Genomic DNA, 25,205 nt, shown 5'->3' on the forward strand with positions numbered 1-25,205 from the left:
CCCGGGCTGATCTTCTAGGCGCTCGTCGCGACGACGACCACGACGCCCGCCAGTGTCAGCAGCGCGCCGGCCAGCTGCGCGCGCGAGAGGCGCTCGTCGTGCAGCGCCCGTGCGAGCAGCACCGTCACGACCGGGTAGAGCGAGGAGAGGACCGCGGCGCTCGTCAGCGAGCCGAGCGTCGAGGCGGCCGCGAAGGAGACGATCGCGCAGCTCTCCAGCGCGCCGATCGCGAGCAGCGGCAGCCGTCCGGCGCCGTCGGTCGGCGACAGCAGCCGCGGCCGCAGCACGACGAACAGCACGAGGCAGAGCGCTTCGAGCGACCGCTCCAGCAGGACTGCGGAGACAGCTGACTCGGCGGAGGCTTCGTGCATCAGCAGCAGCGAGGAGCCGATCAGCAGCGCGGCGAGCAGCGCGAAGCCGACGCCGGCCGGGGCGACGCGCTCGCCGCGGTGGCCGGGCGCGCGGCTCGCGAGGACCGCGCCGGCGGCGGCGACGGCGAGCCCGGCGAGCGCGACGGTGCTCGGCGCGCGACCGGTCGCGAGGCCGAAGATCGCGGGGACCGCGCCGCTCGCGGCGACGATCGGCGCGGCGATCCCCATCGGCCCGATCGCCAGCGCGCGCAGCATCGCGAGCCCGCCGCCGATCGTGGTGGCGACTGCCGCGACCGCGAACGGCCAGTGCGAGCCGACCCACGGCGCGGTCGTCGCGAGCGCGAGCGCGCCCATCGCGAGCACGCCGCCGATGCGCATGAACAGCAGCACGGTGATCGTGCTGTAGCGGCGGGCGGCGGTCCCGCCGCCGAAGTCGCTCACGCCCCAGGCGAGCGACGCGCCGAGGGAGAGGAGCAGGGCGGTCATCGCCGGTCAACGTGTCAGCGCGAGCGCTGGCAGTCAACCGCGGCCGGTGACCGCCGTGGACAACGTCTCCCCGCTCAGCCCACCGCTCTGTCGACCTGCGGCACGATCTCGCTCAGCGCGTATCTGACGCTGACGGCGGAGGGGAACGCGATCGACGTCGCGGGCGACAGCGGCAGCGCGACGTACGCGCTGCGTCTGACCGCGTCGAGCTTGCCGAAGACGCCGTGGTCCTCGAGGCCTTCCAGCTCTCTGGGGTCGAACGCGGTCGCGATCACGACGTCGGCGTCGAGCAGGTCGTAGCGCTCGGGGCTCACCTGCGCGCGGCCCTCGGCGCTTCTCAGTCTCGCGACCGTCGGCGAGAGCGTCATGCCGAGGTCGGCGAGGAATCTGACCGAGAAGTCCTCTGCGTCGGAGATCACCCACGCGGTTCTGTCGACCATGTTGAAGAGCGAGATCGTCTTGCCGTCGAACTGCGGGTGCGCTCTGCGGGCGTCGGCGACCTCCTGCTCGGTCTGCTCGATCAGCTGCTGCGCCGCGCTCGTTCTGCCGAGCGCCTGCCCGATCCGCTCGGTCGAGCGCTGCCACGTGTCGTGCCCCTCCGCGGTCTCGTACGTGACGACGGGCGCGATCTGCGCCAGCTCGTCGTAGACGTCGGCGATCCGGTAGGGGTTCGCGGCCAGCAGCACGTCGGGCCGCAGCGCCGCGATCTGCTCGACCGGGTAGCCGTCCGCGGTCGAGAACAGCTCCGGCTCGGCGCCTCTGAGCAGCGCCTTCGTCCACGGCTGGATGCCGCCCTCGGCGTAGTCGACTCTCGCCATCCCGACCAGCTCGACGCCGAGCGCGATCGCGGCGTCGGCGGAGGAGAAGTCGAGCGCGACGACACGCTCGGGCGCGGCCTCGATCTCGGCGCTGCCGAGTCTGCTCTCGATCGTGACGGGGAACGCGCCGGCGGCGCTCCCGCTCGTGCCGGTCCCGCCGGCCGCGCTCCCGCCGGCGGTCGTCGCGGCATCGTCGTCGGAGCCGCAGGCCGTCAGCGCGACGGCGATCGCGGCGAGCAGCGGCAGCAGCAGGAGGCGGAGGGGAGAGCGCATTTAGGGGACCCTAACAAGGGGTCGTCAGGGCCGCTCTGCGGTGAATCCCATGAAATGCACTCGCCTTTGGCTATATTCGATCGCCATGTCCGAGACGCCCGCGATCAGAACGACCGGCCTGCGCAAGGTCTACCGTCGCGGCGGCGCCGACGTGGTGGCGCTCGACGGCGTCGACCTGACGGTTCCGCGCGGCCAGGTCTTCGGCGTGCTCGGCACCAGCGGGGCGGGCAAGAGCACGCTGATCCGCACCGTCAACGGCTTGGAGCGCGCGACGGCCGGCAGCGTCGAGGTCGGCGGCGTCGAGCTGACGCGGCTGCGCGGTGCCGCCCTGCGCGAGCAGCGCCGCAAGATCGGCATGGTCTTCCAGCACTTCAACCTGCTGACCTCGCGGACCGCCGCCCAGAATGTCGCGCTGCCACTGGAGATCGTCGGCGTCGACCGCCGCGAGCGGCGCGAGCGCGCGCAGCGGCTGCTGGAGCTGGTCGGGCTCGGCGACCAGGCGGACGCCTATCCCGCGCAGCTCTCCGGCGGGCAGAAGCAGCGCGTCGGGATCGCTCGCGCGCTCGCCGCCGAGCCGTCGGTGCTGCTGTCCGACGAGGCGACCTCCGCGCTCGACGAGCAGACCGCGGCCTCGGTCCTCGCGCTGCTGCGCGACCTCAACGAGCGGCTCGGCCTGACGATCGTGCTCGTCACCCACCAGCTGTCGGTCGTCAAGCAGATGGCCGACGCGGCGGTGCTGCTGCGCGACGGCCGTGCGGTCGACGCCGGCACGCTCGCCGACGCCGCCGCACGCCCGACCTCGCCGCTGGGCCGCGTGCTGCTGCCGGCGCTGCCCGACGACGCGAGCGCCGCCGACGCACGCCGCGACGCGCACGCCGGCTCGCTCGGCGGCGCCGCCGACGGGTCCGCCGCCGCCGACGGCCGCGAGCTGCTCGACCTCGTCGTCGTCGGCGACGCGGCGCGGGGCGTCGTCGCGCCGCTCGACGCCGCGGCCGACGAGCCGGTGCGCGCCGCGCTGCGCGCCGCCGACGTCCGCTACGACGTGCTCGCCGCCGTCTACGAGCCGGTCGGCGGCCGCCCGGTCGCACGGCTGCGGCTCGCGCTCGCCGGCACAGCCGACGCGCGCGCCGGCGCACGCCGCGCGCTCGCGGCCGCGGGCGCCAATCCCCAGCAGCCGGTCGCGGAGACGGTGCAGGAGCCGGTCGCGTGAGCGACGACCTCGTCCCCCTGATCCGCGAGGCGACCGGCGAGACGCTGCAGATGGTCGGCGTCGCGATGCTCTTCACGATCCCGCTCGGCCTCCTGCTCGGCGCGCTGCTGCTGCTGACCGACCGCGGCGGCGCGCTGCGCCAGCCGGTCGTCAACTGGGTGCTCGGCTTCGTCGTCAACGTCGGCCGCTCGGTCCCGTTCATCATCCTGCTGATCGCGGTGATCCCGTTCACGCGGCTCGTCGTCGGGACGACGATCGGGACGACCGCGGCGATCGTGCCGCTGACGCTCGCGACGATCCCCTTCTTCGCCCGCATCGTCGAGACGTCGCTGCGCGAGGTTCCGGGCGGGCTCGTCGAGGCGGCGCAGGCGGCCGGCGCGAACGGCCGACAGGTCGTCTTCAAGGTGCTCGTGCCGGAGGCGCTGCCGTCCCTGGTGGCCGGCGTGACGATCACGACGATCGGCGTGCTCGGCTACTCCGCGATGGCCGGCGCGGTCGGCGGTGGCGGCCTCGGCGACGTCGCGATCCGCTACGGCTACCAGCGCTACGAGACCGACGTGACGATTGCGACCGTCGTCGTGCTCGTCGTCCTCGTCGCGGTCATCCAGTTCGCCGGCGACCGGCTCGCGCGCCACCTCTCCCATGCTTGACCACCACCGAAAGGACCCCCCGATGCGACGCATCGTCCTTCTGCCGCTCCTGCTCGTGCTGCTGGCGATCGGCGTCGCGGCGTGCGGCAGCGACGACGACGGGGACAGCACCGCCGCGGCGACCGCCGCCGGCACGGCCGCGGCCAACGCCGGGAGACCCAGCTCGGAGCCGCTGCGCGTCGGCGCGACGCCCGTCCCGCACGTCGAGATCCTCCAGTTCGTGCAGGACGAGCTGGCCGCGAGAGCCGGCCTGACACTCGACATCAGAGAGTTCACCGACTACGTCGTGCCGAACACCGCGCTCGACGAGGGGCAGCTCGACGCGAACTACTTCCAGACGCCGGGCTATCTGGAGGACCAGTCGAGAGCGCGCGGCTACGACTTCGTCTCCGTCGCCGACGTGCACATCGAGCCGCTCGGGATCTACAGCAGCAAGGTCAGATCGCTCGACGAGATCGCCGACGGCGCCACCGTGGCGGTGCCGAACGATCCCGCCAACGAAGCGCGCGCGCTGCGGTTGCTCGACGCCGAGGGGGTGATCTCGCTGGAGGACCCCGACAGCGAGACGGCGACGCCGCGCGACATCGCCGAGAACCCGAAGGACCTCGAGTTCGAGGAGGTCGAGGCCGCGCAGACGCCGCGCGCGCTCGACGACGTCGACCTCGCGGTGATCAACGGCAACTACGCGCTGGAGGCGAGACTGTCGCCGGCCGAGGACGCGCTCGCGCTGGAGAGAGCGGCGGGCAATCCGAACGTCAACCTGCTCGTGACGACGCCGGACCTCGAGAGCGACCCGCGGATCGTCGAGCTGGCGAGACTGCTGCGCTCGCCGCAGGTCAGAAGATTCATCGCGGACAGATATAGAGGCGCGGTGATCCCGGCCGAGTAGGCCGTTCGTCCAGCGCGGGGGCGAATCCCGACCGAAACGGTTGACAAAGCGCTCGTGACTGCTACCTTGCGTGGCGGTCACGAGCGCCAGCGTCAAGCCCCGGCTTGCTGGCCGGCAACCCTTCTCCATGTAGGGGTGCCCCGGGTGAGGACCAGGCCGCGCAGTCCGCCGTGAGGGCGGGACTGCGGCAAGACGTGGACCTGATCGATCGGGTCCCGAACCCGAAAGGTCCCAGATGTCGATCGCAGCCATCCGCACCCCTGTCGCCGGCGCGCTCCTGTCCGTCGTCGGCGAGCAGCTGCGCGTGCCGCTCGTCGGCGGCGGCGAGACGCGCTACGCCAACCTCGACTACGGCGCCACCGCGCCCGCCCTCTCCGCGGTCGCCGAGCGCATCACGCGGGTGCTGCCGTACTACGGCAGCGTCCACCGCGGCTCCGGGCTCCCCGCCCGCGTCTCGACCGCGCTCTACGAGCAGGCGCGCGGCACGGTCGCCCGCTTCGCCGGTGCGCGCCCCGACGACGCCGTCGTCTTCACGCGCAACACGACCGACGCGCTCAACCTGCTCGCGAGCGCTGTGCCGGCCGGCGCGGGCGACGTCGTCTTCCTCGACTCCGAGCACCACGCGAACCTGCTGCCGTGGCGGCGCGGGCCGCACCGCGAGCTGGCGGTCGCGCCGACGCTGGAGGAGACGCTGGCACGGCTCGGCGACGCGCTCGCCGCGGCGCCCGTCGCACTCGTCGCGATCACCGGCGCCTCGAACGTGACGGGCGAGCTGCTGCCGCTGGAGCGGGTCGTCGCGCTCGCGCACGGCGCCGGCGCGCGCGTCGTCGTCGACGCCGCGCAGCTCGCGCCGCACCGCCGCGTCGACCTCGCGCGGATCGGCGCCGACTATCTCGCGCTGTCCGGCCACAAGCTCTACGCGCCGTACGGCTCGGGCGTGCTGATCGGCCGCTCCGACTGGCTCGACGCGGCCCCGCCGTACCTCGCCGGCGGCGGCGCGGTGCGCGACGTGACGGCCGAGGACGTCGTCTGGCACGACGGCCCGGCGCGGCACGAGGCCGGCACGCCGAACCTGCTCGGCGCGGTCGCGCTCGCGGCCGCCTGCGACGCGCTCGACGAGCTGGCGCCCGGTGCGCTGGAGGCGCACGAGGCGTCGCTGCGCGAGCTGCTGCTGGCACGGCTGACGCGGATCCCGGGCGTGCGGGTCGCGCGGATCTGGTCCGACAGCCGCGACGCGATCGGCACCGTCGCCTTCACCGTCGAGGGGTGGGAGCCGGCGCACGTCGGCGCGTACCTGTCAGCCGAGCACGGCGTCGGCGTGCGCGACGGACGCTTCTGCGCTCACCAGCTGCTCGCCCGGCTCGGGCTCGGTCCCGCCCGCGCCGGCGCGCTGCGCGCGAGCTTCGGCGTCGGCACGAGCGTCGAGGACGTCGAGCGGCTCGCCGACGCGCTGGAGCGGCTTGTGCGCGACGGCAGCCGCTGGGCGTACGCGCCCGGCCCCGACGGCTGGGCGCCGGTCGGCGACGACCGTCCGCTGCCCGAGCTGCTGGCGTAGGGGCGCCGCGCCGCGCGCGCCGCACGGCCCCGTCGCCCGGGCGGCCGCCGCGCCGCTCGCTCGCCCCGCTCAGTCGACCAGCGCGGGGATCGCCGCGAGCGCCTTGGCGGCGTTCAGGCGGCCCCCGCTCGCGACCTTCCCGCTCAGCGCCGGCACCGCGTCGGCGTGCCCGCGGATCGCGTAGCGCAGGTCGGCGTAGCTCGCATCCGGCTCTTGCTTGCGCAGCAACGCCGCGACGCCGGCCACGTACGGCGCGGCCATCGACGTGCCGGAGAGCGTCTTGTAGCCGCCGCCGAGATAGGTCGAGAGGATGTCGTCGCCGGGCGCGGCGACGTCGACCGCGGTCGCGCCGTAGTCGGAGAACGACGCGAGCCGGTCCTCGTCGTCGCTCGCGGCGACGGTCAGGATGTTCGAGTTCGCGTACGACGCCGGGTAGCTCGGCTGTCTGTCGATGTTCTCGCTGTCGTTTCCGGCGGCGACGACGAGCAGCACGCCGTGGTCCTGCGCGTAGCCGATCGCGTCCTTCAGCGACGACGAGTTCGCGCTGGAGCCGAACGAGCAGTTGACGATCTTGACGCCCTGGCGGACCGCGTACTGGATCCCCGCGATCGCGTTCGAGGTCGAGCCCTTGCCGCGGCTGTTCATGAACTTGACCGCGAGCAGCTTCGCCGACCAGCACGTGCCGGCGACGCCGAGCGCGTCGTTCGTGCGCGCGGCGACGATGCCGGCGACGTGCGTCCCGTGCCCGTCGTCGTCCTCGCCCGAGCCCTTGCCTGCCGCCGCGTCGAAGCCGTACGTGTCGTCGACGTAGCCGTTGTGGTCGTCGTCCTTGCCGTTGTTCGGCTTGTCGGCGCTCTTGTAGACGTTGGCGGCGAGGTCGGGGTGGTCGGTGTCGATGCCGGTGTCGAGGATCGCGACGCGGGCGCAGCTCGTGCGTCTCGCCCACGCCGTCGGCGCGTCGACGTCGTGGCCGGCGGGACCGTCGACGAGCGCGTACTGGCGCGAGTAGAGCGGGTCGTCCGGCGTGCGCGTCTGCGTGGCGGCGAGGACGTAGTCCGGCTCCGCGTAGGCGACGCCGCCGGCGCGGCTCAGACGCGAGCGGATCGCCGACAGCGCGGCGCCGCCGCGTGCCCGCACGAGCACGAGCCGGCCGCCGCGGACGGCGTCGTAGCGACGCGCGATCCGCGCACCGGCCGTGTCGAGCAGCTGGGTCTGGCGCGCCTTCGAGACGCCGCGCTCGAAGCCGACGAGCAGCTGGCCCGCGACCGCGGGCGGCGCGGCGGCGGCTGTGGCGGGCGCGGCGGCCGGCGCGGCGACGCTCAGCAGGCCGGTCGCCGCCGCCAGCGCGAGCGTGCGGCGCCGCGCCCGGTGGCTGGTCCGGTGGCCGTTCATCGCGATTCCGGAGTGTCACACGTCCGCGCCGGACCAAGCGCCGGTCGCCGGTCGCCGCGCGCCGGCCCGCTACCCGAGCGCGGCGCGGTCGGGCACGGCGCCGAGCGCCTGGCCGATCCGCACCCAGATCGCCGGGGCCGGAGCGGTGACCGGATCGATCCCGAGCTGGTTGGAGAGCACCGCGATCGTGATGCCGCTGTCGCGGTTCGTCGCCGCCATGCTCGTGTAGCCGCCGTAGGCGCCGATGAAGCCCTGCCAGCGCGCGCCGTCGCCGAACGCGAAGCGCTTCGTGCCGAGGCCGTGGCCTCTGAAGCGCGCGCCCGGCGTGTGCGTCATCGTCGCCAGCGTGCGCGGGCGCAGCAGCGCGCCGGCGCGGTAGAGGCCGTCGGAGAAGCGCGCGGCGTCGAGCGCCGTCGTCGCGATCCCGCCGTCGGTCCAGACCGGGCCGAACGCATCGCTGGGGACCGATCTCGCGGCCGACCAGGTGTCGAAGCGCGTCTTCGCAGTGAAGTAGTAGCCGTGCGCGAAGCGCTGCAGCGGAAGCGCGCTGCGCCTGATCAGCGTGTCGCGCAGCTTCAGCGGACGCGCGACGTAGCGGTCGAGCAGGCGGGCGAACGGCGCTCTCGCGGCGCGCTCGGCGATCTCGCCGAGCAGCAGGTAGTTCGTGTTCGAGTAGCTCCAGCTCGTGCCGGGCGTGAACGCCGGCGCTCTCGTCAGCCGGATCAGCTCCGCGCGCGTCCAGCGGTGGTCGGGGTCGTAGCGGCGGCGGGTGCTCGTGATCCGCGTGACGTACGGGTCGGCCTCGACGTCCGGGTAGCCGGCGGTGTGCTGCAGCAGCTGCCGGACGGTGACGGTGCGCGCGCCGGGCACGGCCGGGAGCCAGTCGTCGATCGTCGCGTCGAGCCTGAGCTTGCGCTGCTCGGCGAGCCGCAGGATCACGACGGCGGTGTAGCTCTTCGTCAGACTCGCGATCGGCTGGAGCGTGTCGGTTCTCATCGCGACGGCGGCCGGCGCGCTGGCCGCGCCGAGGCGCATCGGCGCGGCGCTCGGATCGACCGCGAGACCGGCCGCGCCGGACCAGACGAGCTCGCCCCTGTCGAGCACGGCGACGGTGGCGCCGGGGGCGCCGCTGTCGGCGAGCGCCGTGTCGAGCGCGGCGTCGAGATCGATGGCGGAGAGCTGCGTGGGGGCGGCGGCCGCGGTGCCGGCGGCGGCCCCGGTGAGGAGAGTGAGGCCTGCTGCGAGCGCGAGCGTCGTGCGGATGGTTTTCACCCTGCGGATCCTTCTGCGGGGCACTCGCGCGCGGAATGGAGCAGGCAGCCGGGCGGCGGTTCGGGTGCCCGGGATCCGCGTGGTTCGGCTACCCGGCCGGCGGTGCGGGAGCTGGCACGACCGGTGCGGCTACGCGTCCGACGGCGCCGGCGGCGCTCCCGGCGAGAGCCGGTCGCCGGGCGCGAACGGCCATTCCTCGAACGCGCGGCAGCGGCCGTCGGGCGCGAACGCGACCACCCACAGGTCGCGGAAGCTGCTCGGTTCGGGCCGCTCGTAGTCGACCTCGACGCGCACGACGCCGACGTCGCCCTCGACGGCGAGCAGCTCGCTGCGCATCGCGAACCGCTCGTCGGCCCCGTCGCGACCGTCCTCCCAGAAGGCGGCGATCGCGGGCCGTCCGCTCAACGTCTCTCTGAACGGGCCGGGGCTGTACGTCGCGTCGTCGGTGAAGAGGTCGGCGAGCACGTCGGTTCCGGGGGTGCGCCAGGCGCGCTCGTAGGCGTCGAGCCAGGCCGCGACCTGCTCGCGCGTAGCCGCGCCGCCGGCGTCGATCTGCAGCCGCCCGACGATCAGCTCGTCGATCTCCAGTCGCGTCACGGTCGCGCGCCGGATCGCGAGCCGGCCGATCGCCGCACGGCCGACCGCGAGCGCGCCCATCGCGGTCGCGCCGAAGACGGACGAGCCGAACGCGCTGGCGCCGCGGGCCATCGCGCCGATCGCGCTGGCCGGGCGCGCCTCGGGTGCGTGTGCGTCGTCGCTCCTGCGGGCCGGGTGGCGTCCCATCGTGCCGGGGGCATACCCAGGCCGGAGGGCGGCGATGCGCCGCGTGCACTGGTACAACCGGTCGTGTGAGCACGAGCGACACGCCGGCCCGCCGCGTCTCCGACGTCGTGCACGAGCGTCTGCGGCAGCAGATCCTCGGCGGCGACCTCGCGGTCGGCGCCGCCGTCCCGTCCGAGCGGGTGCTGGCGGACGAGCTGGGCGTCAACCGCCATGCCGTCCGCGAGGCGCTGAAGCGGCTCGAGCAGGCGGGGCTCGTGCAGATCAGCCAGGGTGGTCCGACACGCGTGCGCGATTGGCGCGAGAGCGGTGGGCTGGAGGTGCTGCTCGACCTCGTCGACCACCCCGGCGAGCTGCCGCCGGAGGAGCTGGTCCGCGCCGTGCTGGAGCTGCGCGCCTGCATCGGCACCGACGCTGCGCGCCGCTGTGCCGCCCGCGCGCCGCTCGCGGTGCGCGAGCAGGCGGCGCGGCTCGCCGCCGCGACCGCCGCGACCGCCGAGACGGATCCCGAGGCCGCGGTCGCCTCCTACGAGGCGCTGTGGCAGGCGATCGTCGCCGGCGCCGGCAACCTCGCCCACCGCCTCGCGCTCAACTCGCTGCTGGCCGCGCTCGACAGCTTCCCGGCGCTCGCGGCCGCGCTGCTCCCGCGCGACGTTGACAGCCTGCTGCTGCTCGGCAGCGCGCTGCTCAGCGGTGACGACGCCGCCGCTGCCGCCGCCGCGCGCACGCTGCTCGAAGCGGACTTGTCGAGCGCCTGAGGCGCGGTGGCTACGTACGCGGCGGGTTGCTCAGCGCGCCCGCCCGCGCGGCGGCGAGCGCGACCTCGGCCGCGCGATCGGCCGCTTCCTCGTCGAGCGGCTCGCCCGTGACGAGCAGGCGCAGGTAGATCGGCGCCATCAGCGCCTTCAGCAGCTCGGCCGGATCGGTGCCGGCGGGCAGCTCCCGGCGCTCGATCGCGCGGCGGACGATCGGCGCCGCCTGCTCGAACCGCTGCCGGTAGAAGCGCCGGCGCGCCTCGGCGATCGCCGGCACGCGGCCGGCGTCGGAGAGCATCGTCGCGAGCACGCCGCCGCCGGCCGGGCTGGCGATCCAGCGCACGAGCCCACGCGCCAGCTCGCGCAGGTCGCGTTCGACGTCGCCCGTGTCCGGCACGGGCACCTCGGTCGCGACGTGGTCGGACAGCGCGTCGAGCAGCAGTTGCTCGCGATCGTGCCAGCGGCGGTAGACGGTCGTCTTGTGGACGCCTGCGCGCCGTGCGACGTTGTCGATCGTGAGCGCGGCATAGCCGCACTCGGCCAGCTCGCGGAGCGTCGCGGCGCGCACCGCCGCGAGGACGGGTTCGCCGCGGCAGCCCAGCGGGGCGTTGCGGTGCCGATCGTCGCATGGCACACTCGCAGTATCGCAACTCCGAGTTGCGTTAGCAGGTGTCTATCCGCCAAGAGGAGTCCGTATGGCCGGCGCCCCCGCGCTGCACATCGCCGACCTGACCAAGCGCTACCCGACCGGGACCGAGGCCCTGCGCGGCGTCTCGCTCGACATCGCCGCCGGCGAGTTCTTCGGGTTGCTCGGTCGCAACGGCGCCGGCAAGTCGACGCTGATCCACTGTACGACGGGCCTCGTCCGGCCGACGTCCGGCGCGATCCGCGTCTTCGGTCACGACGCGGTCGACGACTACGAGCAGGCGCGCACCGCCGTCGGCCTGGCGCCGCAGGAGCTGAACTTCGACTGGTTCCTGACGCTGGAGGAGACGCTCGACTATCACGGCGGCTACTTCGGCATGCCGCGCAAGGAGCGGCGTGCACGCTCCGCCGAGCTGCTGGAGGCGTTCTCGCTGAGCGAGAAGCGGCGGGAGAGAGCGATGACGCTGTCGGGCGGGATGAAGCGGCGGCTGATCCTCGCGCGGGCGCTGATGCACCGGCCGAGACTGTTGATCCTCGACGAGCCGACGGCGGGCGTCGACGTCGAGCTGCGGCTGGAGCTGTGGCGGTACGTGAGAAGGATCAACGCGGAGGGGACGACGATCCTGCTGACGACGCACTACCTCGAAGAGGCCGAGGAGCTGTGCGACCGGATCGCCTTCATCGACGGCGGCCGGATCGTCGCGGAGGGAACGAGCGCATCGCTCACCGCCGAGTACGGCGTCGAGACGCTGGAGGACGCCTACCTGGAGCTGGCCGGCCGCAGAGAGCTGGCGCGCGGGCGCCTCGACGACGTCGCCGCGGCTGAGGTCGCATCGTGAGCGCCGCGCAGATCCGCTTCCTCACGCTGCTGCGGCGCGAGGTCAACCGCTTCATGAAGATCAAGAAGCAGACGCTCGGCGCGCCGCTGCTGGAGACGTTCCTCTACGTCTCGGTCTTCGGTGCCGCGCTCGGCGCCAGCATCGACAGGCAGCCGGGCGGGGTCAGATACGTCGTCTTCATCGTGCCGGGCCTGATCATGATGGGGCTGGCGATCAACGCGTTCGCGAACAACTCCTCCTCGATCCTGCAGCAGAAGTTCCAGCGCGCGATCGACGACCAGCTCTCCTCGCCCGCATCGCCGCTGGAGCTGCTGCTGGCGCTGTCGCTCGGCGGCTTCCTGCGCGGGATGATCGTCGCGGCGCTGACGTTCGTCGCCGCCTGGCTGCTGGTCGACCTGCCGGTCGAGCACGTGCTGGTGCTGGTGCCGTCGCTGGCGCTCGTCGGCTTCTTCTTCGCGCAGCTTGGCGTGCTGATCGGCGTGCGCGCCGAGCAGTTCGACGACGTCTCGTTCCCGCAGACGTTCATCCTCCAGCCGCTCGTCTTCCTCGGCGGCGTCTTCTACACCGTCTCGGTCCTGCCGGAGCCGTTCGAGACGCTGACCCACTTCAACCCCGTCTACTACATGGTCGGGCTGATCCGCTACGGCTTCATCGGCTACTCGGAGATCAACGTCGCGCTCTCGCTCGCGCTGCTGACGGTCGCGACGGTCGCCTTGTTCGCGTTCAACCTCCGCCTGTTCGCGCGGGGGTACAAGCTGCGCGGCTGACGGAGGGCCGCCTCGGCCCGAGCGCGGCGCTCCGCGCTCCGCCCGGCCGCTCCGATGTGTGGCGAGCTTTGGGTCCCTGAGACCCAAAACCCACCACACACTGGCGCGGGTGGGCGCTTGCGCGTGCTTCCGGCACACTGGTATAACCAGTTGCGGAACTGGTCCAACCAGCGCGCTGGGGAGCGCGCGCCGCCGGAGGTCTGCGCCGTGCTCGAAGTCTTCCTCGCTGCAATTCCGTTCTTCCTGCTGTCGATCGCATTGGAGGCGTTCGTGCTCGCGCACCACGCGCGCGAGGACCGAGCGGGTGGCGCCGGCGGGGGCGGCGGTGGGATGCTCGGCTACGAGCGGCGCGACACGCGCACGAGCCTCGCGATGGGCGCCGGCCACCTCGTCGTGCTCGGCGCCTGGAAGATCGTCGTGCTCGCGGTCTTCGCCGCGCTCTACAGCCTCTCTCCGCTGCGCGTGCCGACCGATGCGTGGTGGGGCTGGGTGCTGCTCTTCTTCGCCGACGACGTCGCCTTCTACCTCCACCATCGCGCCCACCACCGGATCCGCCTCTTCTGGGCACAGCACGTCGTCCACCACAGCTCTGAGCGGTACAACCTCTCGACGGCGCTGCGGCAGGACTGGACGCCGTTCTCGACCGGCATCTTCTGGCTCTGGATGCCGCTCGCCGGATTCGCGCCGTGGACGATCTTCCTCGCGCAGTCGTGGAGCCTGCTCTGCCAGTTCGGCCTCCACACCGAGACGATCCGGACGCTGCCGCGCCCGATCGAGTGGATCTTCAACACGCCGAGCCATCATCGCGTCCACCACGGCTCCCAGCAGCAGTACCTCGACCGCAACTACGGCGGGATCCTGATCGTCTGGGACCGGCTGTTCGGCACCTTCGAGCCCGAACGCGAACGCGTCCGCTACGGGCTGACGAGAAACATCGACACGTTCAACCCGGTGCGCGTCGCGTTCCACGAGTACGCCGCGATCTGGCACGACGTGCGCACCGCGACGAGCTGGCGCGCGCGGCTCGGCTACGCCTTCCGCGGCCCCGGCTGGAGACCCGCGTCGCGTGAGCTGAGCACCGAGCAGGAGCGGGCCGTCCTGGATCGCTGTCCTCCTGCGACACCAATCCAGGACGACGCCCTCACCCGCTAGGCGCGCTGGTTTGCTCGGAGGGTGATGAGCGCGAGCACCGTCGCGACGCCGCGCCACTCCAGCGCGGCGGCAACCGACGAGGAGGGGAAGTCGACGGTCCAGCCGCCGTCGGGCTGCTGCCGCGCCTCCAGCTCGTCGAGCTGACGGGCGATCGCCGCGGCCGGCATCAGCCGCCGCAGCGGGCGGTCGGGCAGCGGGGCGATCTCGAGCGAGCGCAGCTTCTCGCCCTCGACGCCACCTGCAACCGCCAGCTCGCCGGACGCCGGGACGAACGCCGCCGTGCGCTCCATCAGCCCCTCGGCCTCCGGCCGCGCGCCGAGCGCCGCGTCGAGGAACTGGAGCGTGTACTTCAGCTCGTAGGCGTGACCGGGCTGCTCCTGCGCGGCGATCCGCTCCAGCGTCCAGTCGGTCACCTGCGCGAGCCACGGGTGGGCGGCGACGGTGGGATCGTGCGCGGCGGCGCGGAGCGCGTGGCCGGCGACCGCGGCCGTGATGTGGAGCGACGGGACGCCGGGGTCGGCGCCGGCCCACCAGCGCGCGGTGCCGGGTCCGGCGGCGCCCGCGACCGAGAACGGCAGACCGCCGCCAGGCAGCGTCGCGGTCGCCAGCCAGTCGCACAGCGCCGCGCCCATCGGGCTCGTCGCCGGCGCGGCCTCCTCCAGCACCTCGAACGCATGCAGCGCGCCCGCCGGCTGGCTGCTCGGGCTGCGCAGGTCGGCTTCGAGCGCCCAGCCGAAGCCGCCGTCGGGGTTGCGGTAGGCCGACAGCGCGGCCAGCAGCCCGGCCGGCTCCTCCTGTCCGAGCAGGACGGCGAGGCGGCGCCGGTCGAGCAGGCGCGCATGGGTGGCCATGAAGGTCTCTGCGTTCGCGAGGTCGATCATGGAGCCGATCCTCCCCGCTGACGGACGTCCCGTCTTGAAGCTTTCGGACACGCGGGCTACGATAGTCAACGTACTATCGAGACAGATCGCACGCGGGGAGCAGCGATGACGACGTTGTACGACTACGCCGGCGGCCGGGACGCGATCGTGCGACTCGCCGAGATCCACTACGGCCGCTGCCTGACCGACCCAGTCCTGTCGCAGGTGTTCGGGACCCAGGGTTCCGCGACGCACGCAGGACACCTCGCCGACTGGCTGACCGAGGTCTTCGGCGGCCCCAAGCTCTACACCGAGCGCCACGGCGGCCACGAGGCGCTGCTGCGCCACCACGCCAACCGCTCGATTGCCGAGCCGCAGCGGGCGCGCTTCGTCGCGGTCTTCCTCGAATCGTGCGATGCGGCTGGCCTGCCGGCCGAGCCGCGCTTCCGCGAGCGCCTGCGCGAGTACCTCGAGTGGGGCACCGCGATCGCGCTCGACGTCTCTCAGCCCGGGGCCGACGTCACGAGCGACGATCCGGTCCCCGTCTGGGACTGGGGTCCCGCGGGGCCGCCGCCGCGCGCGTGAACGCCTCGGCCAGCCGCTCGACCTCGGCGACGAACTCCGGCGGGTCGAGCACCTCGAACTCGCAGCGCATCGACGCGACGTAGACCGCGAGGCCGCCCCACCAGTCGTCCGCCGTGGTCAGCAGGCAGGTGTCGTCGTCGACCGCGGTCAGCGCGGCGGTCAGCTGCGGCACCTGGCGCGCGGCCTCCTCGCGCGGGATGTGCAGCAGCACGCGCCCCTCCTTGCGCCCGCGGGCGCGCACGACGTTGCGCTCGACGTACGCCGCGACGTCCTCCTCCGGCGGCTCGCGCGGCTCGAAGCGACGGTCGCGCATCGGCGTCCCGTCGATCCGGTCGACGCGGAAGGTGCGCCAGTCGTCGCGCTCGACGTCCCAGGCGACGAGGTACCAGCGGCGGTCGGCGTGGACGAGCCGGCTCGGCTCGACCAGCCGCCGTGCGCTCGTCCCGTCGTAGCGCCGGTAGGCGAAGCGCAGTCGCTCGCCGTCGCGCGCCGCGCTCGCGATCAGGCTGAGCAGCTCGTGATCGACCGCGGCGCCCGGGTTCGGCAGCGCGGCGGTGAACGCGCCGAGCGCGGCGACGCGCCGCCGCAGGCGGTTCGGCAGCACCTGCTCCAGCTTCGCGAGCGCGCGCACGGAGCTCTCCTCGATTCCGGCGACGGTGCCGTTCGTCGCGGTCCGCAGGCCGACCGCGACGGCGATCGCCTCCTCGTCGTCGAGCAGCAGCGGCGGCAGCTCGGCGCCCGCGCCGAGCCGGTAGCCGCCCGCGACGCCGCGCGTCGCGTCGACCGGGTAGCCCAGCTCGCGCAGCTTGTCGACGTCGCGCCGGACGGTGCGAGTCGTCACGTCGAGCCGCTCGGCGAGGTCGGTGCCCGACCACTCGCGCCGCGTCTGCAGCAGCGAGAGGAGGCGGAGCAGTCGTCCGGACGTTTCGAGCATCTGCCGAGGATCTTCGCAATAGAGGACCGAAATGGTCCTAAAGCCGTTGGAGGATACCTCCCATGACGAACTCCACCGCCGCTTCCACCGCCGTCCGCCCCTTCACGATCGACGTGCCGCAGGCCGATCTGGACGACCTGCGCGATCGTCTCGCCCGCACCCGCTGGGTCGACGAGCTGCCCGGTGCGGGCACCGACTACGGGATGCCGCTGGCGACCGTCCGCGCGCTCGCCGACCACTGGCAGGACAGCTTCGACTGGCGCGCGCAGGAGGCGAAGCTGAACGAGCTGCCGCATTTCGTGACCGAGATCGACGGCGAGCAGATCCACTTCCTCCACATCCGCTCGCCGCATGCGGACGCGCTGCCGCTCGTGATGACGCACGGCTGGCCGAAGACGTTCACCGAGCTGCTGGCGCTGGTCGGCCCGCTGACCGATCCGGTCGCGCACGGGGGCGAGGCGAAGGACGCCTTCCACGTCGTGATCCCGTCGCCGCCCGGCTACGCCTTCTCCGGTCCGACGCGCTCGAAGGGGTGGAACTACCCGCGGATCGCGCGCGCCTGGGACACGCTGATGAAGCGGCTCGGCTACGCGCGCTACGGCGCGCAGGGCGGCGACCTCGGCTCGCTCGTCGGGCTCGCGCTCGGGCGCCTCGCGCCGGAGGGCCTGATCGGCACGCACGTGATGCAGATCTTCGCGTTCCCGTCCGGCGACCCGGCAGAGCTGGAGAAGCTCGACGAGCACGACAGAGCGGGCGAGAGAATCGGCGAGGACTTCATGGCCAAGGCCGGCTACCACGCGATGTCGTCGAGCCGTCCGAACACGATCGGCACCGCGCTCAACGACTCGCCGGCCGGCACGCTCGCCTGGCTGCTGGAGCTGCCGACGAACTGGGGTGAGACGCCGCTCGACCAGCTCGACAAGGACGCGCTGCTGACCGACGTGACGATCTACTGGGTCACGCGGACCGTCGCCTCGGCCGCGCGGATCTACTACGAGGACGCGCACAGCGGCGAGGACTGGGACGCGAACAACCCGACCCCGACTGGCGTCGCCGTCTTCCCGTGGGACTTCCAGTCGGTGCGCGCGTTCGCCGAGCGGGCGAACACGAACATCGTCCACTGGAAGCGGATGGAGTACGGCAGCCACTTCGCCGCGATCGACGCGCCGGAGCTGCTCGTCGCCGACCTGCGCGAGTTCTACGGCGGATTGCGGTAGGACTCAGCGACGATGCCACGCGTGCGGACGATCACCGACCGGGAGCTGACGCTGTCACTGCTCGCCCGGCAGCTGCTGCTGGAGCGGCGGCGGCTGCCGGCCGCGGAGGCGGTGCGCCGCCTCGTCGCGCTGCAGGCGCAGTACTCGCCGTCGCCGTACATCGCGCTGCACGCGCGCGTCGAGGGGTTCGCGATCGCCGACCTGGAGCGCGCGCTGCGCCGCGGCACGGTCGTCAAGTCGACGCTGATGCGCGGCACGCTCCACCTCGTGCACGCGGCCGCTTACCCGGCGTACGCGTCGGCGTGGCGCTTCCAGGCACGTCGGATGCTGGCGCCGAGAGAACGGGCGCTCGACGGCGGCGCGCCGGCGCTCGTCGCGGCGCTCGCGGACTTCCTGCGCGAGCCGCGCACGACCGACGAGATCCGCGCGCTGGTACGCGAGCTGACGGACGGGCGGCTGTCGGACGGGAGCGAGGGCCTCGACTTCGCGCGCGGCTCGCTGCCGCTCGTGCACGTGCCGCCGTCGGGCCTCTGGCGTCAGCACGGCAAGTTCTCGCTCGTGCGCTGGGAGACGTCGGGGCGTGGGCGCGCGGCGGTGCCGGAGGATCCGGCTGCCGGGACGGTCGCGCTGGTGCGCGACTACCTCGCGGCGTTCGGCCCGTCGACGCGCGAGGATCTCGCCGCGTTCACGTGGCTGCGCTTCCACCAGCTCGATCCCGCGCTGTCCGCACTGGAGCCGCTGCGGCGGCTCACCGACGCGCGCGGGCGTGAGCTGCTCGACCTGCCGCGCGCGCCGCTGCCGCGCGAGGACGTCGCGACGCCGGTCCGCTTTCTCGCGAAGTGGGACGCGGCGATCATCTCCCACCGCGACCGCACGCGGATCGTGCCGCCCGGCTTCGCGCAGCAGGTGTACGCCGCCAGAAACGGCGAGGTCGCGCCGACGTTCCTCGTCGACGGCCAGGTCGCGGGGACGTGGCGGGACCGCGAGGAAGACGGCGAGGCGGTCCTCGAGGCCCGTTCGCTGATCGGCGGCAGCGGCTCGCTGCCGCCGGACTTCGAGCAGGAGGCCGAGCGCCTGCTCGCGCTGCTGCACCCGGCCGCGCGGCGGCGCCGCGTCGAGCTGGTGCGCGACGCCGCCTAGCTGTAAGAGCTAGGGAGGTTGTTCAGCTCGCGGAGGCGGGCTGCCGGGGGCTTGTGGCTGAGGGAGCCGTGTGGGCGGCGATGGTTGTAGGTGAAGAGCCAGCCGTCAAGGGCTGCGGTGCGTTCTGCGCTTGAGGCGTAGATCGCGCCGTAGGCCCAGCCCTCGATCATCGTGCGGATGAACCGCTCAGCTTTTCCGTTGGTGCGGGGCCGGTAGGGCCGGGTGCGGAGGTGTCGGACGCCTTGAAGACGGCAAGCGATCGCGTGCAGCGTTGATCGGTAGCCCGAGCCGTTGTCGGTCATCACGCGCTCGACGGTGATTCCGTGGCGGCGATAGTGGCGGATCGCGCGGCGCAAGAACCCAGCGACCGTCGTTCCTCTTTCGTCGGGCAAGACCTCGACGTAGGCCAGGCGAGTCGCGTCGTCGACGCAGACGTGAACGTAGTCCCAGCCCGCCCCTCGCGCGCGATGCATCCCGCTCTTGCGGCCGGTGACGCGGTGCCCGGCGCCGCCATGGATGCGGCCGAGCTTCTTGACGTCGATGTGCAACAGCTCGCCCGGTCGGGCTCGCTCGTAGCGGTTGGGTGGCTCGGGCGGGTCCAGCCGAGAGCGCTTGCCGAGATTGATCCGCCGCAGGACCGCTGAGACGGTCGAAAGCGCCATTCCCAGGCAGAGGGCGATCTCGGCAGCGGTCATCCGCAACCGGCGCAACGCAGCGATCAACTGGACCCGGTCCTCGGGCGTGCGCGTCGGGCTGCGCTTCGGGGTCGAGGCCCGGTCGACCAACCCCATCGAGCCCTCGGCCCGGTAGCGGCCGATCCACTTCGAGCAGGTGCGGTCGCTCACTCCGGCCGCTTGCGCGGCCTCCGCGATCGACCACCCCTGCTCGACCACCCGAAGCACCATCCGCTCACGGCCCTTCGGGCCGAGAGGCGCGTTAGCGTGCAACTTCATCCGGTGTCCTCCTTGGGACTGACTGGCTTGAGCACCTGTCAGCCTCCAAGGAGGCCCGGATGAACAACCTCCTCAGGAACTACACCTAGCGGCGACGTGCTGCGCTGCAGCCGACGCTCGCCCGGTGGCCGCCTGCCTACTGCGCGGTCAGATACCCGCCGCTCGGCCTCGCCGCCAGCCCGGTGCAGCCGCGCAGCGCCCGCCACTCCGCCTTGGCAGCGTCGCGTGCAGCGCCGCGCAGCGGGATCGGCGCGCCGTCCTCGATCACGGCCGGGCGCCAGGCGTAGCGGTCGACGCGGCGGCCGGTGATCGTCACGGTCAGCACGCCGCTCGACGTTCTCGGCGGCCCTCTCGCGTAGAAGGCGAGGTTGCCGAGCCCGTACGCGACGAGCGTGCGGCCGCTGTAGCCGGCGCCGAGCGGCACGTGCGCGTGGGAGCCGGCGATGACGTCCGCGCCGGCCGCCGCGAGCAGTCTCGCGAGCGGTGGCTGGCGCGGGTTCGGACACTGCTGCAGCTCGGTGCCCCAGTGCAGGAAGACGACGACGGTGTCGGCGGTCGCGCGCGCCTCGCGAACCGCTCTCACGAGCGCGCCGAGGTCGCGCGCGGTCGCCATCCCCGGCTCGGCGTCGACCGCCATCCAGGCGGCGGCGAGCTCGTCGTCGAGCACCTGCGACGCGGCGACGATCGCGATCCGCTGGCCGTGCTTCTCGACCACGAACGGCTTGAACGCCGCCTCCTCGTGGACGCCGACGCCGATCAGCGGGACGCCGGCGCCGCGAGCCGCCGCGAGCGTCTGCTCCAGCCCCGCGCGGCCGCAGTCCATCCCGTGGTTGTTGGCACCGCTGGCGACCGTCACGCCCGCGGATCTGAGTGCGGCGAACGCGCTCTCAGGCGCCGCGAACGCGAACTGCTTCGGCTGTCTGTCGGGACAGTCGCCGTCGCGCGTGACCGCCGTCTCGAGGTTGACGATCGAGAGGTCGGCGCCCTTCAGAAGCCGCGGCAGCGGATCGAGCGCGCGTGCGGGGTCGGCGGCGAGACGGCCGCGCAGCCCGTCCTCGAAGTGCACGTCGCCGCCGAACGCGAGCGTCACGGCCCGGCCGCTGCCGAGCGGGTCGGCCTCGGCTGCCGCGGCGGTGCCGGATCCGCCGTCGCCGTCACCGCTGTCGGCGAGTCGCACGACGAGGAACAGGACGAGCACGGTGACGATCGCGATCTGCGCGGCGCGCAGCCGCGGCGATGACGACGCGGGGGAGGACACCGTCCCCCAGTTCGACGTCCCCCGCTCGTCTCTTGCCTCGGTCTACGGTGCCGCGTCCAGCTGCGGCTGGGGATCGCGCAGGCCGGCCTCGCCGACGCAGTCGATCGCATGGCCGTTGGTGGCGCGGGCGAGCAGCGCGTAGAGCGTCTCGCGCTCCTCGGCGCTGAGCCGCTGCAGCAGCTCCTCCTCGGCGTCCGCGACACGCTGCTCGGCGTCCTGCAGGACCTGCTCGCCCGCGGGCGTCAGCGCGACGATGTGCCGGCGGCGGTCCTCGGGCGAGCGGTGCCGCGTGACGTGGCCGCCCGCCTCCAGCTCGTTCAGCAGCCCGACGAGGTTCGTGCGATCGATCGACAGCGAGGCGGCGAGCGCCTGCTGCGTGCCGGGGCCGTGCTCGCGCAGCAGCGTCAGCGCGACGAGGTGCCGCGAGCGCATGCCGAGCGGCGCGAGCGCCGCCTCGGCGCGGCTGCGCGAGAGGCGGCCGAGGTGGTCGAGCAGAGCAGTGGACGAGTGGTCGGCCATCGCATCAAGTGTACGTCGGGCCAAATATGTACTACTCTGCAAATGGTTTGTGTCTTACAAACGATTTGCGGAGGACCGCATGACCACGCCGGAACGGCCCCATCTGCTGCACATCGACTCGAGCATCCAGGGCGACCGCTCGGTCAGCCGCGCGCTCAGCGCCCAAGCCGCCGCGCGCTGGCGCGACGCGCATCCCGACGGCACCGTCGTCTACCGCGATCTCGCCGCCGAGCCGCTGCCGCACATCGACGAGCACGCCGCGCAGGCGCGCTTCGTGCCGCCGGAGCAGCACACGTCCGAGCAGGCGGCCGCCTTCGCGCTCTCCGAGCGCCTCGCCGGCGAGGTCAAGGCCGCCGACGTCGTCCTGCTCGGCCTGCCGATCTACAACTTCGGCGCGCCGAGCACGGTGAAGGCGTGGGTCGACCACCTCGTCTTCCCCGGCCTCTCGGTCGACGGCGTCAGCGGCGAAGGGCTGCTCGGCGGCACCGACCTGATCGTCCTCGCCGCGCGCGGCGGCGGCTACGGACCCGGCACGCCGAAGGAGGGCTGGGACCACGCCGGCCAGTGGTTGCCGCACGGCCTCAGCCTGACGGGCCTCGAACCGCGCTTCGTCGCCGCCGAGCTGACGCTGGCGGACGTCAATCCCGCGATGGCGGAGCTGCGCGGCCTCGCGGCCGAGAGCCTCGCCGCAGCGCGCACCGAGATCGAGCAGCTGTGGGCGGCGGAGCGCGTCCAGGCCGCCTCATCGTGATCTCATCCGGCCTCCGTAGAACCCGTGGCGTCCTCTTCCACCAACCCGAGGAGCAGCCATGAGAATCCCCCGCAAGACACTGATCGGCGTCGGCGCGGCGGTCGCCCTGGCAGCCGGCGGCACCGGCGTCGCGCTGGCCGTCAGCGGTGGCGGCGACGATGGCCGTGACGGCAACGACGGCGCGCCCGTCCCTGCGGCGACAGCGACGAAGGCGAAGGACGCCGCGCTGAAGGTCACCCGCGGCGGCACGGTCACCGACTTCGAGCGCGACGACGAGCGCGGCGCGACCTACGAGGTCGAGATCGCCAAGCCGGACGGCAGCTCGGTCGACGTGCGGCTCGACGAGGCGTTCAAGCTCGTCGGCCAGCCGGAGGTCGATCGGCGCGACCGCGGCGACGGCGACGACGACCGCGGCAGCGATCGGGACGACGACGACCGCTACGATCGGGACGACGACCGCGACGACCGCGACGACCACGGCGACGACCGCGACGACGACTGACGCCCGCGCCGCGGCCTAGCCTGTTCGCGTGAGCCGCGTTCCGATCCGGCTGCGCGTCACCGGCGCGTTCGTCCTCGTGATGGCGCTGGTGCTCGTCGCGACCGGCGTCTTCGTCGACCGGCGGGTGGCCTCCGAGCGCTCGCGCGCGCTCGATGCCGACCTGCGCTCGCAGGTCGCCGGCGCCGACGCCGCCTCGGTGCGCGCCGAGGACGACGAGCCGGTGCAGCTGCTCGCCGCCGACGGGCGCGTGCTCGCGACCTCCGAGGAGGCGGGCGCGCGCCCGTTGCTCGACCGCACCGAGGTGCGGCAGCTGCTCGGCGACGACGACGAGGATGACGACGACGCAAGCGCCGACGACGCGAGCGAGGAGCTGCGCCGCGAGGTGACCCTCGACGGCGACGCGGTGCGCCTGTTCGCGCGGGAGGACGGCAGCGGCCACGTGGTCGTCGCCGGCCGCTCGCTCGACGACCTCGACGACCAGCTCGCGTCGCTGCGGACGACGCTGCTGGTGGCCGGGCTCGCCGCGCTCGCGCTGGCGTCGGCGATCGCCTACGTCGCGGTCGCCGCGGCGCTGCGCCCGGTCGAGCGGATGCGCGCCCGTGCGGCCGCCGTCTCGGAGGAGGATCCGGCCGCCCGGCTGCCGATCCCGCCGGCGCGCGACGAGATCCGCCGGCTCGGCGAGACGCTCAACGCGATGCTCGACCGGCTGCACGGCGCGCTCGACCGCGAGCGGCGCTTCGTCGCCGATGCGAGCCACGAGCTGCGCACGCCGCTGTCGATCCTGAAGGCCGAGCTGGAGCTGGCGGCGCGGCCCGGCCGCACGCCCGGCGAGCTGCGCGAGACCGTCGCCTCCGCGGCGGAGGAGACCGACCGCCTCGGTCGCCTCGCGGAGGACCTGCTCGTGCTCGCCCGCGCCGATCGCGGCCGGCTGCCGGTGCGCCCCGAGCCGGTCGACGCGGACGCGCTGCTGGGGGCGGTCCGGGAGCGCTTCGCCGTCCGCGCCGCGCACGAGCAGCGGCCGCTGGAGGTCGAGCCGGACGCGGCGCTGACGGTCTCCGCCGACCCGCTGCGGGTCGAGCAGGCGCTCGGCAACCTCGTCGACAACGCGCTCCGCCACGGTTCCGGCGCGGTCCGCCTGAGTGCGCGGCGGAGCGGCCCCGAAGCTGTTCGCCTCGCCGTCCGCGACGACGGCCCGGGGCTGCCGCCCGCGCTCGCCGCGACGGCCTTCGAGCGCTTCACGCGCGGCGACGAGGCGCGTGGGCGCGGCGGTGCCGGGCTCGGGCTCGCGATCGTCGCGGCGATCGCGACGGCGCACGGAGGCCGGGCCGGCGCCGACGGCGGCTCCCTCTGGATCGAGCTGCCGGACGCGGGCACGGCGGGCGGGAGCTGAGATGCGCGTCCTGGTCATCGAGGACGAGCCGAAGCTGCGCGCCGCGATCCGCCGCGGGCTGACCGAGGACGGGCTCGTCTGCGACGTCGCGGAGCGCGGCGAGGACGCGCTCTGGATGGCCGGCTCCTCCGCGTACGACGCGATCGTGCTCGACGTGATGCTGCCGGGGATCGACGGCTTCGAGACGTGCCGGCGGCTGCGCGCCGACGGCGTCTGGGCGCCGGTGCTGATGCTGACCGCGCGCGACGCGGTCGAGGACCGCGTCGCCGGGCTCGACACGGGCGCCGACGACTACGTCACGAAGCCGTTCTCGCTCGCGGAGCTGTCGGCGCGGCTGCGGGCGCTGGCGCGGCGCGGCCCAGTGCAGCGGCCGGCGGTGCTCGCGGCCGGCGACCTCACGCTCGACCCCGCGACGCGCCGCGTCGCGCGCGGCGAGGTCGAGATCGAGCTGTCGGCGCGCGAGTACGCGCTGCTGGAGGCGTTCATGCGGCGGCCCGGCGAGGTGCTCGAGCGCCACGTGCTGCTCGACCTCGCCTGGGGCCGCGACTACGAGAACCGCTCGAACGTGGTCGACGTCTACGTGCGCTATCTGCGCGAGAGAGTCGACCGGCCGTTCGGCGCCGAGGCGATCGAGACGCTGCGCGGCGTCGGCTACCGGCTGCGCGCCGACGGTGGCCGCTGACCGTTACGCGATCGTCACACGACCGCGCAGGCGCGGTCACATCGCGCTCGTACCGTCGCGGACACCCGACTGAAGGAGTCCGCACCGATGAAGCAGATCACCAAGCGACTGGCGATCGGCGGAGCACTGCTCGCAGCCGTCGCCGTGCCCCCCGTGGCGATCGCGGCCGCGGCCGGCGACCCCGGGCCCCAGTCCGCGCCGCCGGTCGAGGCCGCTCCGAGCAGCGCCCCCGCCCCGGTCGTCACGCCCGCCCCCGCCGCCGAACGCGCTCCCGCCGCGGAGCCGGCCCCCGCCGCGAAGCGCGCTCCCGCCGCCGAGCCGGCCCCCGCTTCCGCGCCGCCGCGCGCCGCCGCCCCCGTCGTCACGCCCGCTCCCGCGGCGGAGCGCGCCTCCGTTACCGAGCCCGCGCCTGCTCCCGAGCCCGCACGCCGCCCCGCCTCCGAGCCCGCCCCTGCTCCCGAGCCCGCGCCCACGTCCGCGCCAGGCCCGCCGCGCGCCGCCGCCCCGGTCGTCACGCCCGCCCCCGCGCCGGCGGCGAAGCGCGAGCGGTAGGAGAACAC

At 73.8% G+C, this 25,205-nt stretch carries 27 protein-coding genes and 1 riboswitch; of the genes, 16 read left to right on the forward strand and 11 right to left on the reverse strand.

Annotated elements, in window-relative coordinates:
• Positions 1 to 14: 14 nt before the first annotated feature.
• Complete coding sequence (locus CWOE_RS01350; RefSeq protein WP_012931757.1) at positions 15 to 857, reverse strand: DMT family transporter; 843 nt, start codon at positions 855 to 857, stop codon at positions 15 to 17.
• 74 nt (positions 858 to 931) lie between these two features.
• On the reverse strand, positions 932 to 1,948 hold the full coding sequence (locus tag CWOE_RS01355; protein ID WP_012931758.1) for an iron-siderophore ABC transporter substrate-binding protein: 1,017 nt from the start codon (positions 1,946 to 1,948) through the stop codon (positions 932 to 934).
• Between the two features lie 85 nt (positions 1,949 to 2,033).
• Between CWOE_RS01355 and CWOE_RS01360 the strand changes: the two genes are divergently transcribed.
• The 4 genes from CWOE_RS01360 (at position 2,034) to CWOE_RS01375 (ending at position 6,252) form a co-directional block, all read left to right on the forward strand.
• Positions 2,034 to 3,158 carry a methionine ABC transporter ATP-binding protein gene (locus CWOE_RS01360; protein WP_012931759.1) on the forward strand — a complete coding sequence of 375 codons (1,125 nt, stop codon included), beginning with the start codon at positions 2,034 to 2,036 and terminating at the stop codon, positions 3,156 to 3,158.
• A complete protein-coding gene (locus tag CWOE_RS01365) occupies positions 3,155 to 3,808 on the forward strand; it encodes a methionine ABC transporter permease (RefSeq protein ID WP_012931760.1) in 654 nt (217 codons plus the stop codon). Before CWOE_RS01360 ends, CWOE_RS01365 begins: the two co-directional genes overlap by 4 nt.
• Positions 3,809 to 3,830: 22 nt before the next feature.
• Complete coding sequence (locus tag CWOE_RS01370; RefSeq protein ID WP_012931761.1) at positions 3,831 to 4,697, forward strand: MetQ/NlpA family ABC transporter substrate-binding protein; 867 nt, start codon at positions 3,831 to 3,833, stop codon at positions 4,695 to 4,697.
• 75 nt (positions 4,698 to 4,772) lie between these two features.
• Positions 4,773 to 4,897: riboswitch (SAM riboswitch) on the forward strand.
• 35 nt (positions 4,898 to 4,932) lie between these two features.
• The gene (locus CWOE_RS01375; protein WP_012931762.1) at positions 4,933 to 6,252 is read left to right on the forward strand and encodes an aminotransferase class V-fold PLP-dependent enzyme; all 1,320 of its coding nucleotides are present in this window, start codon (positions 4,933 to 4,935) and stop codon (positions 6,250 to 6,252) included.
• Positions 6,253 to 6,321: 69 nt separating this feature from the next.
• Here CWOE_RS01375 and CWOE_RS01380 read toward each other — a convergent pair whose 3' ends face one another.
• The 3 genes from CWOE_RS01380 to CWOE_RS01390 all read right to left on the reverse strand — a co-directional run bounded on the left by CWOE_RS01380 (position 6,322) and on the right by CWOE_RS01390 (position 9,699).
• Entirely contained in the window at positions 6,322 to 7,644 is a 1,323-nt protein-coding gene (locus CWOE_RS01380) for a S8 family peptidase (RefSeq protein WP_012931763.1), read from the reverse strand.
• Between the two features lie 69 nt (positions 7,645 to 7,713).
• A complete protein-coding gene (locus CWOE_RS01385; protein WP_012931764.1) occupies positions 7,714 to 8,916 on the reverse strand; it encodes a serine hydrolase domain-containing protein in 1,203 nt (400 codons plus the stop codon).
• 129 nt (positions 8,917 to 9,045) lie between these two features.
• Positions 9,046 to 9,699: a YybH family protein gene (locus CWOE_RS01390; protein ID WP_012931765.1), complete on the reverse strand. Its 654-nt coding sequence runs from the start codon at positions 9,697 to 9,699 to the stop codon at positions 9,046 to 9,048.
• 65 nt (positions 9,700 to 9,764) lie between these two features.
• Between CWOE_RS01390 and CWOE_RS01395 the strand changes: the two genes are divergently transcribed.
• Positions 9,765 to 10,454 carry a FadR/GntR family transcriptional regulator gene (locus CWOE_RS01395; RefSeq protein WP_012931766.1) on the forward strand — a complete coding sequence of 230 codons (690 nt, stop codon included), beginning with the start codon at positions 9,765 to 9,767 and terminating at the stop codon, positions 10,452 to 10,454.
• A gap of 10 nt (positions 10,455 to 10,464) precedes the next feature.
• Here the strand turns inward: CWOE_RS01395 and CWOE_RS01400 are convergent, their stop codons facing one another.
• Entirely contained in the window at positions 10,465 to 11,085 is a 621-nt protein-coding gene (locus CWOE_RS01400; RefSeq protein WP_012931767.1) for a TetR/AcrR family transcriptional regulator, read from the reverse strand.
• A 61-nt stretch (positions 11,086 to 11,146) separates the two neighbouring features.
• On the opposite strand from CWOE_RS01400, the gene CWOE_RS01405 reads away from it, so the two are divergent.
• The 3 genes from CWOE_RS01405 (at position 11,147) to CWOE_RS01415 (ending at position 13,854) form a co-directional block, all read left to right on the forward strand.
• Positions 11,147 to 11,935 (forward strand): ABC transporter ATP-binding protein, encoded by a 789-nt coding sequence (locus CWOE_RS01405; protein ID WP_012931768.1) that lies wholly within the window; start codon positions 11,147 to 11,149, stop codon positions 11,933 to 11,935.
• A complete protein-coding gene (locus tag CWOE_RS01410; RefSeq protein WP_012931769.1) occupies positions 11,932 to 12,702 on the forward strand; it encodes an ABC transporter permease in 771 nt (256 codons plus the stop codon). Before CWOE_RS01405 ends, CWOE_RS01410 begins: the two co-directional genes overlap by 4 nt.
• A 207-nt stretch (positions 12,703 to 12,909) precedes the next feature.
• The gene (locus tag CWOE_RS01415) at positions 12,910 to 13,854 is read left to right on the forward strand and encodes a sterol desaturase family protein (protein ID WP_012931770.1); all 945 of its coding nucleotides are present in this window, start codon (positions 12,910 to 12,912) and stop codon (positions 13,852 to 13,854) included.
• Here CWOE_RS01415 and CWOE_RS01420 read toward each other — a convergent pair.
• Positions 13,851 to 14,735, reverse strand: coding sequence for a hypothetical protein (locus tag CWOE_RS01420; RefSeq protein ID WP_012931771.1), 885 nt, complete (start codon positions 14,733 to 14,735; stop codon positions 13,851 to 13,853). The two genes, CWOE_RS01415 and CWOE_RS01420, sit on opposite strands and share 4 nt — an antisense overlap.
• Before the next feature lie 105 nt (positions 14,736 to 14,840).
• On the opposite strand from CWOE_RS01420, the gene CWOE_RS01425 reads away from it, so the two are divergent.
• Positions 14,841 to 15,299: a group II truncated hemoglobin gene (locus CWOE_RS01425; protein ID WP_012931772.1), complete on the forward strand. Its 459-nt coding sequence runs from the start codon at positions 14,841 to 14,843 to the stop codon at positions 15,297 to 15,299.
• Here the strand turns inward: CWOE_RS01425 and CWOE_RS01430 are convergent.
• Positions 15,235 to 16,233 (reverse strand): helix-turn-helix transcriptional regulator, encoded by a 999-nt coding sequence (locus tag CWOE_RS01430; RefSeq protein WP_012931773.1) that lies wholly within the window; start codon positions 16,231 to 16,233, stop codon positions 15,235 to 15,237. The two genes, CWOE_RS01425 and CWOE_RS01430, sit on opposite strands and share 65 nt — an antisense overlap.
• Positions 16,234 to 16,295: 62 nt before the next feature.
• Here CWOE_RS01430 and CWOE_RS01435 point away from each other — a divergent pair, with 62 nt between their 5' ends.
• Both CWOE_RS01435 and CWOE_RS01440 read left to right on the forward strand, forming a co-directional pair.
• Positions 16,296 to 17,450, forward strand: a complete 1,155-nt coding sequence (locus CWOE_RS01435) for an epoxide hydrolase family protein (protein ID WP_012931774.1) — start codon at positions 16,296 to 16,298, stop codon at positions 17,448 to 17,450.
• 12 nt (positions 17,451 to 17,462) lie between these two features.
• Positions 17,463 to 18,590: a winged helix DNA-binding domain-containing protein gene (locus CWOE_RS01440; protein ID WP_012931775.1), complete on the forward strand. Its 1,128-nt coding sequence runs from the start codon at positions 17,463 to 17,465 to the stop codon at positions 18,588 to 18,590.
• On the opposite strand, the gene CWOE_RS01445 is transcribed toward CWOE_RS01440, so the two are convergent.
• The 3 genes from CWOE_RS01445 to CWOE_RS01455 all read right to left on the reverse strand — a co-directional run bounded on the left by CWOE_RS01445 (position 18,587) and on the right by CWOE_RS01455 (position 21,320).
• A complete protein-coding gene (locus CWOE_RS01445) occupies positions 18,587 to 19,543 on the reverse strand; it encodes an IS481 family transposase (RefSeq protein WP_012931776.1) in 957 nt (318 codons plus the stop codon). The two genes, CWOE_RS01440 and CWOE_RS01445, sit on opposite strands and share 4 nt — an antisense overlap.
• Positions 19,544 to 19,679: 136 nt before the next feature.
• Complete coding sequence (locus CWOE_RS01450; RefSeq protein ID WP_012931777.1) at positions 19,680 to 20,801, reverse strand: CapA family protein; 1,122 nt, start codon at positions 20,799 to 20,801, stop codon at positions 19,680 to 19,682.
• Between the two features lie 42 nt (positions 20,802 to 20,843).
• Positions 20,844 to 21,320 carry a MarR family winged helix-turn-helix transcriptional regulator gene (locus CWOE_RS01455; protein WP_012931778.1) on the reverse strand — a complete coding sequence of 159 codons (477 nt, stop codon included), beginning with the start codon at positions 21,318 to 21,320 and terminating at the stop codon, positions 20,844 to 20,846.
• A gap of 79 nt (positions 21,321 to 21,399) precedes the next feature.
• On the opposite strand from CWOE_RS01455, the gene CWOE_RS01460 reads away from it, so the two are divergent.
• The 5 genes from CWOE_RS01460 to CWOE_RS01480 all read left to right on the forward strand — a co-directional run bounded on the left by CWOE_RS01460 (position 21,400) and on the right by CWOE_RS01480 (position 25,197).
• The gene (locus CWOE_RS01460; RefSeq protein ID WP_012931779.1) at positions 21,400 to 22,071 is read left to right on the forward strand and encodes an FMN-dependent NADH-azoreductase; all 672 of its coding nucleotides are present in this window, start codon (positions 21,400 to 21,402) and stop codon (positions 22,069 to 22,071) included.
• A 58-nt stretch (positions 22,072 to 22,129) separates the two neighbouring features.
• The gene (locus CWOE_RS01465; protein ID WP_012931780.1) at positions 22,130 to 22,573 is read left to right on the forward strand and encodes a PepSY domain-containing protein; all 444 of its coding nucleotides are present in this window, start codon (positions 22,130 to 22,132) and stop codon (positions 22,571 to 22,573) included.
• A gap of 28 nt (positions 22,574 to 22,601) precedes the next feature.
• Positions 22,602 to 23,963 carry a sensor histidine kinase gene (locus CWOE_RS01470; protein WP_012931781.1) on the forward strand — a complete coding sequence of 454 codons (1,362 nt, stop codon included), beginning with the start codon at positions 22,602 to 22,604 and terminating at the stop codon, positions 23,961 to 23,963.
• A 1-nt stretch (position 23,964) separates the two neighbouring features.
• Positions 23,965 to 24,645: a response regulator transcription factor gene (locus tag CWOE_RS01475; RefSeq protein ID WP_012931782.1), complete on the forward strand. Its 681-nt coding sequence runs from the start codon at positions 23,965 to 23,967 to the stop codon at positions 24,643 to 24,645.
• Positions 24,646 to 24,732: 87 nt separating this feature from the next.
• Positions 24,733 to 25,197 (forward strand): hypothetical protein, encoded by a 465-nt coding sequence (locus tag CWOE_RS01480; protein WP_012931783.1) that lies wholly within the window; start codon positions 24,733 to 24,735, stop codon positions 25,195 to 25,197.
• Positions 25,198 to 25,205: the final 8 nt, after the last annotated feature.

Origin of the sequence: Conexibacter woesei DSM 14684 (genome assembly GCF_000025265.1) — a bacterium.
GTDB lineage: Bacteria > Actinomycetota > Thermoleophilia > Solirubrobacterales > Solirubrobacteraceae > Conexibacter > Conexibacter woesei.